Source organism: Pseudoalteromonas lipolytica (assembly GCF_001306915.1).
GTDB classification, from domain to species: Bacteria; Pseudomonadota; Gammaproteobacteria; order Enterobacterales; family Alteromonadaceae; genus Pseudoalteromonas; species Pseudoalteromonas simplex.
Genome location: NZ_LJTC01000017.1, coordinates 56,172 through 71,169, shown reverse-complemented (window position 1 = coordinate 71,169; position 14,998 = coordinate 56,172). Strand labels below are relative to the sequence as shown.

Sequence of the window (14,998 nt, the reverse complement as noted above, 5' to 3'; positions counted from 1 at the left end):
CTTGCGTATGTTGACCTAAACCCTGTAAGAGCGAAAGCGGCTGATTTACCTGAGCAATCTGACTACACCAGTATAAAAACACGCATTGAGTCAGCTCAAAATAATAAGCAACCAAAATCACTTATGCGCTTTGCAGGTAAACCACGTAAGCATATGCCTAAAGGTCTGCCATATGAGCTCAAAACATACCTGCAACTCGTTGATTGGACTGGTCGCTCAATACGAGAAGATAAACCAGGGAAAATCCCTGAAGATGCATTACCAATACTTGAAAGACTAAATATTTGTACTGACAACTGGCTTACACTCGCCACTTCCTTTACCCGCTCATTTAAAAATACAGCGGGTAAAGAACAAGCAATCACAGCTTACACAAATCACATGAAACGAAAACGGAGAAGCTCTATAGCTAAGAGCCAAGCTTTATTTTGTTAATCTATTAAAACTACAAAACAATACTAATAAATATCTATTGATATAAATAAAAATATCGACGTTCTGAAATTACTTATGATATAAATTAAATAGCTAATTTTTCAGACAGAGCAGTAATTAAGTACCAACTCCCTACTTTCATCTAGCCGAGATAAATCTCAGTTATGCGATACTGCACTCATATCAATAAATAAAATGGGTGTCTTTATTGTTTATGTAAAAAATGGATGTCTCTTTAATTACATTTTATATTCTTAGAAAAAAGTGGGTGTCTAATTATATTGTCACTTAGAACAAAAGTGGGTGTCTAATTATTTTGTCAAATCACTAAACAACACCTTGCTTTAACATTGCATCTGCAACTCGTTCAAATCCTGCTATATTCGCACCAAGCACCAAGTCGTGTTCATTAGAGTACTGCTTGGCAGTAACTGAAATAGTATTAAAAATGGATTTCATAACTTGCTGAAGTTTTTCATCAACTTGCTCAGATTGCCACTTTTGCATACTGGCATTTTGAGCCATTTCGAATTGGCTCGTCGCCACACCTCCAGCATTTGCGGCTTTGCTTGGCCCTAAGTAAACATTGTGCTCTTTGAAAATCTTCATTGCTTCAGGTGTAGTTGGCATATTCGCACCTTCGCACACAGTTAAACATCTGTTTTCTACAAGAGCTTTAGCATCATCTTTAGTAATTTCATTTTGCGTCGCACATGGCAAAGCAATGTCTGCTTCATATCGCCAAACTTGATGACCGTCACTTGGGTATTGATTGACAGGTGTGAACTCAGCATCTTTATGTTCATTCAAATAATCTCTAAGCTCAGCACCACGTTCACTTTTTAGATGCATCACTAATTTTACGTCAAGCCCATTCTTACTATATAGCGTGCCCTTCGAATCGCTACAGCTAAGAATCACAGCATCGTACTCATCAAGCTTTTTCATCAGATAAAGTGCAACATTACCAGCACCAGACACTAAGCACCGTTTTCCTGTTAAAGAGTCGCCTTTCGCATCTAACATAGCACTTAGAAAGTAAGCAACGCCGTATCCTGTTGCTTCTGTTCTTAAAGAAGAGCCATTTAATGATTCAGGTTTTCCTGTTAAAACGCCACTAAATTGGTTTGTGATCCGCTTGTACTGCCCAAACAAATAACCAATTTCTCTCGCCCCAACGCCAATATCACCAGCAGGTACATCTGTATTAGCACCAATATGACGGAAAAGCTCAGTCATGTATGACTGACAAAAACGCATAATTTCATGGTCGCTTTTGCCTTTGGGGTTGAAATCAGCACCACCTTTACCACCACCTAACGGTAAACCTGTCAATGCATTTTTTAAGACTTGCTCAAAGCCCAAAAATTTAACCACACTTTGGTTAACGCTGGGGTGAAATCGTAGGCCGCCCTTAAAAGGACCTAACGATGAACTAAATTCAATTCTAAAACCACGATTAACCTGAACATTTCCAAGATCATCAAGCCAAGGAACCCTAAATATGACTTGCCTTTCTGGCTCTACTAATCGTTCAACAATAGAGTTTTTTTGATATTTATCATTAATTTCGAGATATCGATTAATCGAAGACAGAACCTCTTCAACAGCTTGATAAAACTCCGTTTCATTTGGATTAGAACTCTTTACTGATTTTAACACTTGCTCTATGTATTCCATCACTCATTCCTCTTCAAGCTGTTGAAAATAAGATTCTTACAAATTAAACTCATTTACGTAAAGAATCGATCACTCTTACCTAATCGTAAACACCATTGGCTGCTCACTATCATTTTTCCAATAATAACGTAAAGGCTCACTCTGAGTGTCATAAAACCACACCTCGGCCACCAGCTCTAATCCACTGTTAGCTAACATTAAACTAGATGACAGCTTGCTCTGTACCAATGGTGCACGAAGCAAACACTGGTTATAATCGGCTTTATCGTCGTCGCCTTTAAGACATATGTTTAAAAAGGCTCTGGTGTCACCAATATTCAAATCTACATCTACATCGAGCTCTAATTTACTACTTAAATTAAACTCAGGAGCAATCGTTAAATCATTCATCGTCTCAGGATCCACGCCAGTAGCAGGAGGCGTTGTCTCAGGTGGTGTTGTATCTGTTGTAGGTGCTTGCGTTACATTTGTTCCAGCACTTTCAGTTGCAGAGTCGCCTTCACCACCGCCACCACACGCAGCTAACATTAAGCTTATGATCACTAAAGTATAATGTTTCATAATTATTCTCCTCTTGAAATCACGTTAGCAGGCTTAGCATTGTTGAACCACATTGGCTTTTCTTGCCCTTTTGATTCTGCAAATGCTTTAAAGTCGCTGTATGCATGGGTAATATCTACCCCTTCTTTAGGGTGAGCCCACGAAGTACCTACTTCAATTGCCCAAGGTAGACCTGTTTCGGTTTGGAAGTAAAAACCCTGCGCACTGTCAGATGCATCATCAGACTCTGCGAAAGAAAATAGTTGCATATCAAATTTTTCTGTCGGCTGCTGATTCTTAAGGTGAACCTCCCAGCTTCTAGGGTCTTTACCAACCAAGGCTTCACCATGATAGTGTCCATCAGCTGCAAATATGAAAGGATCTAATGTGTACTTAGGTGCATCAGCGGTCGCTGTACCTGGTAATAAATCAATAAACAATGAAAACGTGACTTTACTGTTGCTATCACAACCCGTCTCGGTTCTAAAATAATTACAATTAGACTGTTTATCAATGTAATCCCAAGTATCAGGCATAATCACGAAAATAGCATCTTCAGTATTTTGCTCTAAGATCTCGTGCGTTTGTTCAAGACCATTAATCAGTAAACTAGTTTTTTCAGCATTAATTTGGCTACGTAAAATGCGTTTATCATTTGAACCTTCCACAGTCTCATATAACCTAACTGCAAAGCCATTATGAAAATCAGCACCTATCCCAACTAGCTCACCTTCTATTTTGTAACCTGTAGCCACACCATTTTGATCTATAATTGTAGTTCGATAGTTTATAACTAAATCATTGAAGTCATAATCTCCAGAAAATGGCCATTTATCCTCAAATGCAAGTGTTACCCAGCTATTTTCACCTGGGTAAACTAGGCTTCCCAATGTTGTTACAGAGTAATCTTCTACCTCCCCACCAATAACACCACCAGTTGCTGTAATTGGATTGGTTTCACTACCATCAGTTACACGAAAGCGAGACCAGGTTGTTCCCATAACGGCACCATCTGGAACATTAACCAAAATGCTATTATCGCCTTGGTTTAACCGATATTTAGACACCGTAATTTCATCCGCATCAAATTGGTAATTCTGATCCCAATCAAACCATGCGTATAGATATGTCTCGTCATTTGCAGAGGTAACAATAATTTGACTGGTATTGCCTGCTACCAAATCAGTGACGAACTTAACGCCGTCATCTGATTGATCATCAGGTGTTAAAAGTAAGTCTGAACGTGTATTAATATTCTCGCCATCTACTGTAGCACCTAAGTAAACCAAATTAGTTTGATCTGCATTTGGGTCAAATAAATGTCTTGCGCCACTGTCTTCGAGTGAGGTTTGATAAGGAGCAGGTGCATCACCAAAATCGATTGAATTATCCGTTACCTTTACCTCAGCAATTGCGCAGCGTGCACCATCATTTTGATTTGATGTAGGCCCTAAAGTAAACACCGCAGCAGTTGGCGTGTAACCGTTTACAGGGCTAATGCTAAGGTCTACTTTGTGTATTTTACCGCTTCGGTTATTACTAAAATAAAACTGTCCTTTTACATCAAAATACCCAGCACCATTCGCTCCGGTATCACCAGCTATATCTAAGTTCGCCACAAAAGTGGGTGTCTGATTATTAAGATCTATTTCGTATAAGTCGCCATTTGATTCAACTGCATACAAAAGGTTGCTATTAGGATGAAAAGCAAAATCATAAATAGCTAACCCCCAGCTAGCTGAACCCGCAACTAAATCAGCTTGATATTCATTAGCAGGCTCTGTCAAATCAATACCGTACAATCCGAATTTGGGATGATACAAATAATATACCGCCTGATTAGTTTCACTATTTACATGGATGTCACCCACATAGAAGTTAGTATCAGGCAGACCGTTAACCACGAGTCGTTCTAGTTGATAATCATCACCAATTTTGACAACACTCTTCGGGCTTTGCTTACTAAAGCCATACATATATTGGTCTTTATAGTTAAAACCCACAGCATTTACGCTTTCATTGTTTGTTTCGTCACTAAAGTTTAATGACGGTGCTAATACTGTCGCTTTAGCAGAGACCAAATCAATTCCAAACATTTGTGCAGGTGTACCTTGTATTAGAAATGCTTTACTTGGGCATTCTTCAAACGGAGCTGCGCTTACATAACTAGTGGCAAGCACTGATAAAAGACAGACGGGTATTTTGCTTTTCATAATTACACTCTCCTGTGGTTATGTAATTATATAAAGCAGCAATTGTTCCAAAATATAACTCATTAAAAAATAAGGTTTTAGATATTTTTTGCAGATCCTTTTTGCAAGATGCAACCATCTATATCGCAAAATGCAATTCTTTTTAATCACAAAAAACAAATTTACTCAACACAAAAGCATGATGTGCTAGAATTGCTTCAGAAAAAATAATAATAAATGTTAAAAATGAACTTTAAAGCTCTTGTTATTCTGCTGTGTACCTTGTCATTTGCATCAATTGCGTCAACTTTACAAGGCCACATTGATGAAGCTAGAACAATAAGCGATTACCAAGAACGCTATAAATATTTAACAAATATAGATAAACGCCTTATTGAATCTGCCAGTTTTGCTGAGCGATTAAGCTTTAATGTTAGATTAATTCACGTTCATATACACCTAGGTCAGTTTCAACAGGCGCAAAACATAGTAGAAGAACTTGAGTCTTCTCCAAAATATAAAAGTGACTCCTCTATTTATAGCGAATTGTATTTAGTCAAAGCTCGATTGGCATATAGTGCAAATAAATTAGAATCTGCAATTCACTTATCTCAACAAAATGTCGCGCTGTTTCAGCGTTTGCAACTCACCGATTACGAAATTGATGCCGTTGCGAGCCTTGTCAGTGCTTATCATAATGCAGGTGAATATCAAGCAGCCTTGAACTTGCTTGAGGTTTATATTCACGACAACAATCGAGAATTATCCTTAAAGCAAAAAGAAATGCTCTACCATGGTTATTCGCGTAATCTTGAACAGTTAGACCGGTTAACCCTTGCCCTAGAATATAAGCTAAAACGCCGTGAAGTTATTAAGCAAATGTCGCCGTCTATTTCATTACAAGCAGGTATAAGTTATTCAATTGCCCAAAGTTATTTAGATTTAGAACAATACGAAAAAGCAAAGAGCGAGTTTATTACAGCCCTTAGTTTTGATAAGCAAACGGGTTCACTGTCTGATATCGGACATAGTTTAGTTAAGCTATCCCAATGCGAATATGGACTTAAAAACTACCCTGCATCACTTGCATACGCACAAGAGGCTAAGCAGGTCTTCGCTAGTTATAACAGTACGCGAAATACTGCCTGGGCAAACCATAATATTGCGATAAATTTGCTCGAAATAGATAAACCTGACCAAGCATTAAGCATTGAAAAACAAGTGCTCATTGAACTCAAGCAAGACGATCACTTATATATAGATGTATTACTTACATTAGCTAAGCTGTACATTGGCTCTACTGAGCACGAACAAGCTAAACATTATGCTGAGCAAGCCTACCAGTTAAGTAAGCAAAAAAATAAGCTGCAAAAGCAAATCATTGCCCTAGAACATTTGATCACAGTGACAGAAAAACAAGCTGATTATAAACAAGCCCTGTCGTATCAACGTGCTATTACAGAGCTTGAAAAAGGCTTTGCCCGTAACAACTACAACCACCGTTTAGCTGAGCTACAAAACTCCATTGCAATGCGCGACCGCGATTTAGCAATACAAGATTTAAAACTCCAAGACAATGAAAAAAGCCAAGCTATTGCCGCACAACGTCAAGCTATTTTATACAGCGTCTTATTATTTAGCCTGCTTTTAGCTGCAATGGGCATTGCTTTATTAAGAATAAGACAGAGAAAACAGCTTATTGAACAGCGCCGAAATTATCTGGATAAACAAATCAGTCAACGTAGTAAGTTATTATCACAAGTAGCTCACGAACTAAGTGGTCCATTAACAGGGTTGCGCTTACACCTTGAAACGCTTCAAGCAGGCCTAACCCAATTTAATGAGCTTACATACGAAAAGCTTAACCAAAAAATCACCGACATGGCAACTTTAGTGACTGATTTAAATAAAATTTCACTTTTAGAACAAAGCAGTTTTCAGCTCAACGTAACAACAGTTAATGCGGCTGAGTATTTCCAAAGCCTACACGCAGATATGCTGATCCAGCTTGAATAATTTGAAGTGACATTTACACAAAATGTTGCTGATGAACTAAGTTTTGAGTGCGATGCAACACGGCTTTCACAGTTATTTGCAAACTTAATCAGTAATTCGCTTAAGTACACAAATCACCCTGGTAAGATTAATTTGACGATTAGCCAAAACCAAACACAGCTTTTAATCTGCTATGAAGATTCATCCCCTGGCGTCAGCGACGAGAGTTTAGCAAAGATTTTTGACCACCTTTATAGAGTGCCTGACTTAAAAACAGTGAAACAGTCAGGTTCAGGAATTGGGCTTGCGATAGTAAAACAAATTGTCGAAGCCCATAACTGGCGTATTACAGCAGCTCATAGCGAACTGGGTGGTGTCCGCTATGACTTAACGATTGCTATTTAGCAGATTTGTCTGGCCATTCGAACGCGCCAACATCGCCAGGAAATACAACCGGTGATTCAATACCGTCTTTGTTTACAGCCGCAACACCAAAATAGTAGTTATCGATAACAACATTTTTAAGGGTTGCTTCGGTTACCTTCCCAACATCGCGGCTAAACTGCCATTGTGGCTCACTGGTATAACGCCAATAGATTTTATAACTGACCACCGTTGGATCATCACTTTTATGCCACGCTAATGTTGTACTCGGCTTTACGGCACCTGAAATACTAACACCCGTTGGCGGCGCTGGAGCCCACGCCATTGAAGCCATTGTCACTGCATTGAGTGACGTTAATTTCGCCGCATAGGCAAAATCAACATGGTCGATGGTGTCACCATAAGTAATACCATTTTCAGTACGTAAGTCTTGATGCTGTTGATTATAGTTTTCGTTTGTCTCCATAATACGCACAGCGGCAAAGCCAACATCGTTAAATGGACGGTGATGCCCTCCTCGACCAAACCGATCGAGTCGATATACCAACATGGTATCTAGATTCTCAATGTAGCGATCTGCGATTGTATCTATGTAACGCGCAAGGTTACGACTTGCAGAATCAACTTCACCACCGGTAAAACGGCGTTTATGGGCTTGCTCTTTGGTTTCTATAACGCGAGTGCCTTCAGAGAAAATACGTGCGGTTGTGTTATCTGTTACACCATTAATGCCCGTTGAATTACCAATCATGTCATTGTTTAAAACACCATGTACACGCCAATCATGCTCTTGTGCATATTTAGCTAAGATTTTACCGCCAAACAAGCCTTGCTCTTCACCAGATAATGCTGCGTAAACAATTGAGCCGTTAAATTTATACTTTGATAAAACTCGCGCCGATTCAAGCACGCCAGCCACTCCAGATGCATTATCGTTAGCCCCTGGCGCATCTGAGGTATAGTCCATTACATCAGACACTCTCGAGTCAATATCACCCGACATCATAACCATACGGTTTGCATCAACTTGACCACGCTGTATAGCCACAATATTGACCACGTCAACCGGGTTTGGAATACGCTTTTCACCGGAGATAGTGTCTTTTACCTCGATGATTTCTAGGCAGTTACCGCACGCTTTAGAAATCGCCTCAAATTCAGACTTGATCCAACGTCTTGCAGCACCAATACCGCGCGTATCTGATTTCGTCTCAGAGAGAGTATGGCGAGTGCCAAAATCAACCAGCGTTTGAATATCTTGCTCTATACGTGTTTTAGAAACAGCACTTGCAATATAATGCAAAGCTTGTTGATCTTTATATTGAGGTGTTGTGGCATGAGCTGCCGAGACCAATAACAGCGATGAGCTAAACAAAGCACCCGTTGTTGTTATTTTACGCTTTAACATAGTTTCACTCCTTCAATGAATCATTAAAGGCTAACTAATATTTCATTTCGCGCAATAGTAATGCGTTAGAAAACAAATTAATAGGTTAAAACATTTTTCCGATAAAGCTATTAATACTATTTAATATTTTTAGTGCCTGATAACTTTATTCCCTCGTTATAAAACACCAAACGATTACCCCCTTCATACTTAGCTTTGTACATAGCTTTATCTGCACACTGTATTAAGAATTCTGCATCACCATAATGCTCTGGAAAGAGAACTGCACCAATACTTGGGGAATAACACAGTTCATCATCATTAAAAACTAAAGGCTTACATATTTCACGACTTAGTTTATCAGCAATTTTTTTTACATCAGCTTTGCGTTTTACACTTTTTACAACAATTACAAACTCATCCCCTCCCAAACGGCCAACTATGTCGTCTTTAACCAATACATGGCGAATTCGCATGGCAATAGTTTTTAATAGCTTGTCGCCAGCACTGTGGCCGTGAATATCATTGACTTGCTTGAAGCCATCAATATCGATAAACAATACCGCAATAATTGCAGAAATAGTATTAGCAGTGGATAGTGACTCTTCTAGTTGGGTAATTAAAAAGCTACGATTAGGGAGATTAGTGAGTGGATCGTGCCCAGCCATGAATATGAGTTTTTGCTCAAGCTTTTTCTGTTCTGTTATATCATGAGCAATCGCTACTCTAACTTGCTTTTCTTTTGACCAATAGACAGACCACAAGACATGGACCACAGTACCGTCTTTTTTCACCCACCGGTTTACAAACCTTGGATGTAGATTATCTGTCATTATCTGATTGATAGCATTAATGGTTTTTGCTCTATCTTCGGGATAAACAAAGTCCAACATTTTTCTATTGATGGCTTCTTCTGGTGCGTATCCGAAAATTGTTTCAAAGGCTGGATTAGTAAACAGCAAGGTGCCTTTTACATCTACTACGCAAACAGCATCAAGTAATAGCTCAATAATATCTGACAAATAATCTGAGGTATTTTTGTTCATACGCAACTTTTAGGCTAGCACTATACTGAGTATAGACGAAACCTAACAAGTCACTGAAAGTTTAGACCTTAGGTGGATATAACTTTTTGCTAAGCCATGCAGATATGGCACTAAATATTGCGATACCAGTAAAATCTGCAATTAAATCAACAAAGTCTAATGTTCTCGATTCAATAAAAAATTGGCTTAGCTCTTCTAAAATCACAAACGTACTCACAATCAACACAGCTAAATAAATAGGCCGTCCAGCAAGGTTCAATGTTTTAAACTTAAAGGCAAGGTTTATGAATAACGTAAGTAGTCCAAATAAGCAAAAATGCCCCAACTTATCACCGTAAGGAATGGCCGCAACGAGTTCGAAAAACACCGACTTTTGCCCAGTATTGGCAAGATAAATAACCCAACCAATAAAAGCGAAAAAGCCGATAGCAATTAACACCAGAATACGTTGAAGCATCTTTTATGGCGCCATATGTGAGGTTAAAAATAAAAATTGGTAGGCAATCACTTTATTCCAATAGTGCCAGTCATGAATACCCGGACGCTCAACATAGTCATGGCGGATGCGCATTTTAAACATCGCCTGGTGTAGCGCTCGGTTTTGCTCAATAAAAAAGTCATCAACGCCTATATCAAGCATAATAGGTAAGGTATCAGCGCCCTTTTTCCATGCCGTATTGCCAGCAGCAATTTTATGGAGGTTGTTAATAATGGCAATGCTATCCCATTTTTCTTTGTTTTCAGCATAACTGCCGAGTACTTTTTCAAGGTCAAACTCTGCACTAAAGGGCCTAACATCAACCCCAGCAGATATCCCTGAAACTGCTGCAAACTGGTCTGGGTGATTTATTGCAATGTGTAAGGCACCAAAGCCACCCATTGATAAGCCTGTTATTGCACGGCCACTTTTAGACCGATTAGTCGAATATTCAGAATCGATATAATTTAGTAAATCGTCTGCAATGTAGGTTTCGTATTGCGAGCTTTTGTCGATATCAGAATCGAGATACCACGAACCGAAGTTGCCATCTGGGTTAACAATGATGACATCATATTGGTCTGCCAGTTTTTCTATGTTTGTCAGCTTAGTCCAATCACTGTGATTTCCACTGTAGCCATGTAATACATAGATAACATTGTATTTTTTTGAGTCCTGATAGCCATCAGGTAATGTCACCGTTACAGGTTTCTCGATGGCAGTCTTTTTGCCCTTAAATATGTGGGTGTCGGTTTGGTAGGCACAAAGCGGTAAGCTAAAAACGAGGGACAGCGTACAAAGCAACTTTTTCATCATTAATTCCTTTTTCTTATTATATTTTCATTTCTTACACTAGATGTAAATAACTGAATAGTAATTAGATTTTAATCTTAGTTTTTAAATTAAATGAACTGCTAAAAAACTACTCAAATGGTATAGTAAGGCCACTTTGATTTTTAAAAAGCGTCGTGTATGTATCGTTTATTTGAACGGATGACTAATCCGTTTCCTAAAGAGCAACCCTCTCAGCCACCTAATAGCTTATTTGCTTTTTGCCGTCATTATACCCGTGGCATGGAGCTTTCATTGCTGCTGATGTCGTTAAGTGCCGCAGCACTCGCTATTTTAGAAGTATCGCTATTTAGTTACATGGGCCAACTTGTCGATTGGCTTGGCGAATATACTCCTGATACCTTATTTGTTGAGCAGCAGGCTGAACTTACAAGAATGGCAATTATGTTGCTAGTCGTGTTACCCATTGTCGTATTTTTTCATTCAGCAGTGTTACATCAGGCGCTGCTTGGCAACTACCCTATGTCTATCCGTTGGTTAGCACACCGTTATTTGCTTCGTCAGAGTGTTAGTTTTTATCAAAACGAATTTGCCGGCCGTATTGCAACTAAAGTGATGCAAACCTCATTAGCTGTTCGTGAATCGGTGATGAAACTGCTCGATGTACTAATGTATATCGTGGTCTACTTTGGCGCCATGGTATTTTTGGTCGCAGAATCTGACTGGCGTTTAATGTTGCCATTATTAATTTGGTTAGTTCTTTATGCCGCTATTCAAATGTATTTTGTACCAAAACTCAAGAAAGTAGCCAGCTCGCAGGCTGATGCGCGCTCAGAAATGACCGGACGTGTAGTTGATAGCTACACTAACATTTCTACTATCAAATTGTTCTCGTACACACAGCGAGAAGAACAATATGCAAAAGATAGTATGGATGTGTTTTTACAACCGGTATATAAGCAAATGCGCTTAGTTACTAGCCTAAACTTCTCTATCAACACGCTAAATTACTTATTGGTATTTAGTATTGCTGCCCTCTCTTTATATCTATGGTCAATTAGCGCCATCAGTGTTGGAGCTATCGCCATTGCGGTGAGTTTATCACTGAGACTAAACGGTATGGCACAGTGGATCATGTGGGAGATCAGTAGCCTATTTGAAAACATTGGTACTGTTGCTGATGGTATGAAAACCCTATCAACGCCGATTGAAGTGGATGATAAAGAAAACGCAAGCACTCTTACTGTTAATGAAGGGTCGATAAGCTTTGAGAATGTGCAATTTAACTATGGTAAAGCTGCCAACGAGACCCTCCGCGGCCCTGTTATCAATGGCTTAAATTTAGATATTAAACCGGGTGAGAAAATAGGTTTAGTAGGTCGCTCTGGTGCAGGTAAATCTACCTTAGTGAATTTGTTACTGCGCTTTTATGATGTTGACTCAGGTACGATTTCTATCGATGGTCAAAACATCGCTGAGGTAAGCCAAGAAAGCTTACGTAAGCACATTGCGATGGTGACGCAAGATACCTCGCTGTTACACCGCTCAGTAAAAGATAACATTCTTTATGGCAGACCCGATGCTACTGAAGATGAAATGCTTGCGGCCGCAAAGCAAGCAGAAGCAATTGAGTTCATCGAAGACCTTGAAGACAGCAAAGGCAATAAAGGCTTTGCCGCACAAGTTGGTGAACGCGGTGTGAAGCTTTCTGGTGGTCAACGTCAACGTATTGCTATTGCACGAGTCCTTCTAAAAGATGCACCAATTCTAATCTTAGATGAGGCAACCAGTGCCCTTGATTCTGAAGTAGAAGCCGCAATTCAAACTAGCCTAGACGATTTAATGACCGGCAAAACAGTGATTGCCATTGCGCACCGCCTATCAACTATTGCGCAAATGGATAGACTCATTGTGCTTGATGAAGGTGGTGTGGTTGAACAAGGCTCTCACGAGCAACTAATTGCCCAAGATGGTATCTATGCTGCCCTATGGTCACACCAAACAGGTGGCTTTATTGGCGTTGAGTAGCTAGGTTTTCAGTATTAAAAAAGGCATTGTATGAGCATTCATTCAATGCCTTTTATATATGTTAGCAATGCTGTTTAAATCAAACGTAAACCAATTAAAACAAGCATCACACTATTTGCCAAGGCAGCGATTAAAAAGAAATAGCTGCGTGGGCTTGGATTCTTCTCAGTTGCTACACCATAATACAGCAGCATATGAATGATCCTGGCTATCACATACAACCAAATACACAGTGCAAATGCACTACTGTTCAAGTTTAAAAAGAACCCCAGAAATACGCTACCTAAAAATAACGGGCTATTTTCTAAGGTATTCATAAATGTGCGATGTGAACGAAATACAAAGCTATCGTGGCTTAATGAATTATCGAGTTTACCAGGCACCGCATTGGGCTGTTTGGCTTTAGTGACAGCGGCAACCACCCACTGAATTGTCAGCATAATCAGATAAACATACACGGCCGCATATGCTGAAAGAGTAAGTTCAGGCATTTTCATTTCCTTTAGTTAAAAGCATATAGACTTACACTTTGCAAGATACCTACCAAGCCAAAACTTAAAGCAAACCATTGATTTTAGGCGTATTTACTTTAATTTCGTTATGCGTACTGTGCCATTACTACGTACTGTATATAAAAATTACAGTGTGGATTGGTCTAAGTTCAACTCGCTAACTTTAAGCGATTCACCTGTTTTACTTTACCCATACTAAGTCTGTCTATACTCTATATGCTCTGTTTTCTAAAACATTAGCTGTTTTGCTAATAGTTAATGTATAAAAATAATAATAAAAGGTTTTATTATGCGTTTAGGGCCCGGACTGCTTGTCACCGCAGCTTTTATTGGACCAGGTACCATCACCACGGCAAGTGTTGCAGGTGCTAATTTTGGCTTTGCTCTTATTTGGACGTTATTGTTCTCAGTTGTAGCAACTATTTTGTTGCAATCAATGGCTGCTCGTCTTGGTGTTGCTACAGGACTTGATTTAGCATCTGCACTCAGAACCACCATTCAAACACCGATTTTTAAAGCCCTGGCTGCCATATTAGTGATCAGTGCAATTGGTATTGGCAGTGCAGCTTATGAAGCAGGCAATCTGACTGGTGCCAGTTTAGGACTGCAAGAAATACTCCCTTCTGTAAGTCCACTACTCTGGACTCCCCTTATTGCAATTTTAAGTGCAGTGCTCTTGTACACTGGCAAACATAAAGTCATTGAGGGTGCGTTAATTGTTCTAGTGGTGTTGATGAGTTTAGTATTTATTTCAACGCTGGTGATGGCAGCTCCGCCACTTGGTGAAGTGCTAAAAGGATTTATACCTAGCTTACCTGATAATTCAATTACCACGGTACTTGCCTTAATTGGCACAACAATTGTGCCCTACAACCTGTTTTTACACTCTGGGGTACTTGCAGAAAAACACGATAGTTCAAAAAATATCGACAAAGTAATCAAAGAAACAAACCTTGATACCGGTATTTCGATAACTTTAGGTGGCATAATCACGTTAGCTATCTTATCGACAGCCTCTGTGGCATTTTATGATACCGATGCAGGTAAAATTTCAGCGGCCAATATGGCTGTGCAACTTGAGCCCCTTCTAGGTGGTATGGCTCATTATTTCTTTGCTATCGGTTTATGTGCAGCTGGACTTACTAGCGCAATAACTGCACCGCTTGCGGGTGCTTACGCTGTTTGCGGCATGCTTGGTTGGTCAACACAAATGAGTGATACACGTTTTAAACTGGTTGCTATCACTATCCTTGTTTTCGGTGCACTGGTCGCATCGCTTGGGCTTGATCCGGTTGCGGTTATCATCTTTGCGCAAGCTGCCAATGGATTATTACTTCCAATTGTTACCTGTTACCTTGTTTGGTTAGTGAATCAAAAATCGGTGATGAAAGGATACACTAATTCGCTTTTACTTAACCTTGTAATTGTGCCAGTAATACTGCTTATATTTGGCCTTAGCCTTTATAAACTAAGCAATCTAATTTTTTAGCTTTTAGTTTGAAAATATGTATTAAAAAAAGGCCGCAAAT

The 14,998-nt window shown here is 39.4% G+C and carries 12 protein-coding genes and 1 pseudogene; 5 read left to right on the top strand and 8 right to left on the bottom strand.

The window, feature by feature from the left end; translation table 11 throughout:
- Positions 1-435 (top strand): annotated as a pseudogene (locus AOG27_RS21535) (transposase); the annotation flags it as partial.
- 327 nt (positions 436-762) lie between these two features.
- Here the strand turns inward: AOG27_RS21535 and gdhA are convergent.
- The 3 genes from gdhA to AOG27_RS19930 all read right to left on the bottom strand — a co-directional run bounded on the left by gdhA (position 763) and on the right by AOG27_RS19930 (position 4,868).
- The gene (gdhA, locus tag AOG27_RS19940) at positions 763-2,115 is read right to left on the bottom strand and encodes an NADP-specific glutamate dehydrogenase (protein ID WP_054554752.1); all 1,353 of its coding nucleotides are present in this window, start codon (positions 2,113-2,115) and stop codon (positions 763-765) included.
- Between the two features lie 75 nt (positions 2,116-2,190).
- Positions 2,191-2,676, bottom strand: a complete 486-nt coding sequence (locus AOG27_RS19935) for a hypothetical protein (RefSeq protein ID WP_054554751.1) — start codon at positions 2,674-2,676, stop codon at positions 2,191-2,193.
- Positions 2,677-2,678: 2 nt separating this feature from the next.
- The gene (locus AOG27_RS19930) at positions 2,679-4,868 is read right to left on the bottom strand and encodes an LruC domain-containing protein (protein WP_054554750.1); all 2,190 of its coding nucleotides are present in this window, start codon (positions 4,866-4,868) and stop codon (positions 2,679-2,681) included.
- Between the two features lie 225 nt (positions 4,869-5,093).
- Between AOG27_RS19930 and AOG27_RS19925 the strand changes: the two genes are divergently transcribed.
- Complete coding sequence (locus AOG27_RS19925; protein WP_152967175.1) at positions 5,094-6,863, top strand: tetratricopeptide repeat protein; 1,770 nt, start codon at positions 5,094-5,096, stop codon at positions 6,861-6,863.
- 6 nt (positions 6,864-6,869) lie between these two features.
- Positions 6,870-7,247, top strand: coding sequence for an ATP-binding protein (locus AOG27_RS19920; RefSeq protein WP_054554748.1), 378 nt, complete (start codon positions 6,870-6,872; stop codon positions 7,245-7,247).
- Here the strand turns inward: AOG27_RS19920 and AOG27_RS19915 are convergent.
- The 4 genes from AOG27_RS19915 to AOG27_RS19900 all read right to left on the bottom strand — a co-directional run bounded on the left by AOG27_RS19915 (position 7,240) and on the right by AOG27_RS19900 (position 10,950).
- Positions 7,240-8,634, bottom strand: a complete 1,395-nt coding sequence (locus AOG27_RS19915) for a M28 family metallopeptidase (protein ID WP_054554747.1) — start codon at positions 8,632-8,634, stop codon at positions 7,240-7,242. The two genes, AOG27_RS19920 and AOG27_RS19915, sit on opposite strands and share 8 nt — an antisense overlap.
- 116 nt (positions 8,635-8,750) lie before the next feature.
- A complete protein-coding gene (locus AOG27_RS19910; RefSeq protein ID WP_054554746.1) occupies positions 8,751-9,659 on the bottom strand; it encodes a GGDEF domain-containing protein in 909 nt (302 codons plus the stop codon).
- Between the two features lie 61 nt (positions 9,660-9,720).
- Positions 9,721-10,116, bottom strand: coding sequence for a VanZ family protein (locus AOG27_RS19905; RefSeq protein ID WP_054554745.1), 396 nt, complete (start codon positions 10,114-10,116; stop codon positions 9,721-9,723).
- Positions 10,117-10,119: 3 nt separating this feature from the next.
- On the bottom strand, positions 10,120-10,950 hold the full coding sequence (locus AOG27_RS19900) for an alpha/beta hydrolase (protein ID WP_054554744.1): 831 nt from the start codon (positions 10,948-10,950) through the stop codon (positions 10,120-10,122).
- A 159-nt stretch (positions 10,951-11,109) separates the two neighbouring features.
- On the opposite strand from AOG27_RS19900, the gene AOG27_RS19895 reads away from it, so the two are divergent.
- Positions 11,110-12,957: an ABC transporter ATP-binding protein gene (locus tag AOG27_RS19895; protein ID WP_054554743.1), complete on the top strand. Its 1,848-nt coding sequence runs from the start codon at positions 11,110-11,112 to the stop codon at positions 12,955-12,957.
- A 74-nt stretch (positions 12,958-13,031) separates the two neighbouring features.
- Here AOG27_RS19895 and AOG27_RS19890 read toward each other — a convergent pair whose 3' ends face one another.
- Positions 13,032-13,448: an MAPEG family protein gene (locus AOG27_RS19890; RefSeq protein ID WP_054554742.1), complete on the bottom strand. Its 417-nt coding sequence runs from the start codon at positions 13,446-13,448 to the stop codon at positions 13,032-13,034.
- Positions 13,449-13,758: 310 nt separating this feature from the next.
- Between AOG27_RS19890 and AOG27_RS19885 the strand changes: the two genes are divergently transcribed.
- Positions 13,759-14,958: an Nramp family divalent metal transporter gene (locus tag AOG27_RS19885; protein ID WP_054554741.1), complete on the top strand. Its 1,200-nt coding sequence runs from the start codon at positions 13,759-13,761 to the stop codon at positions 14,956-14,958.
- Positions 14,959-14,998: the final 40 nt, after the last annotated feature.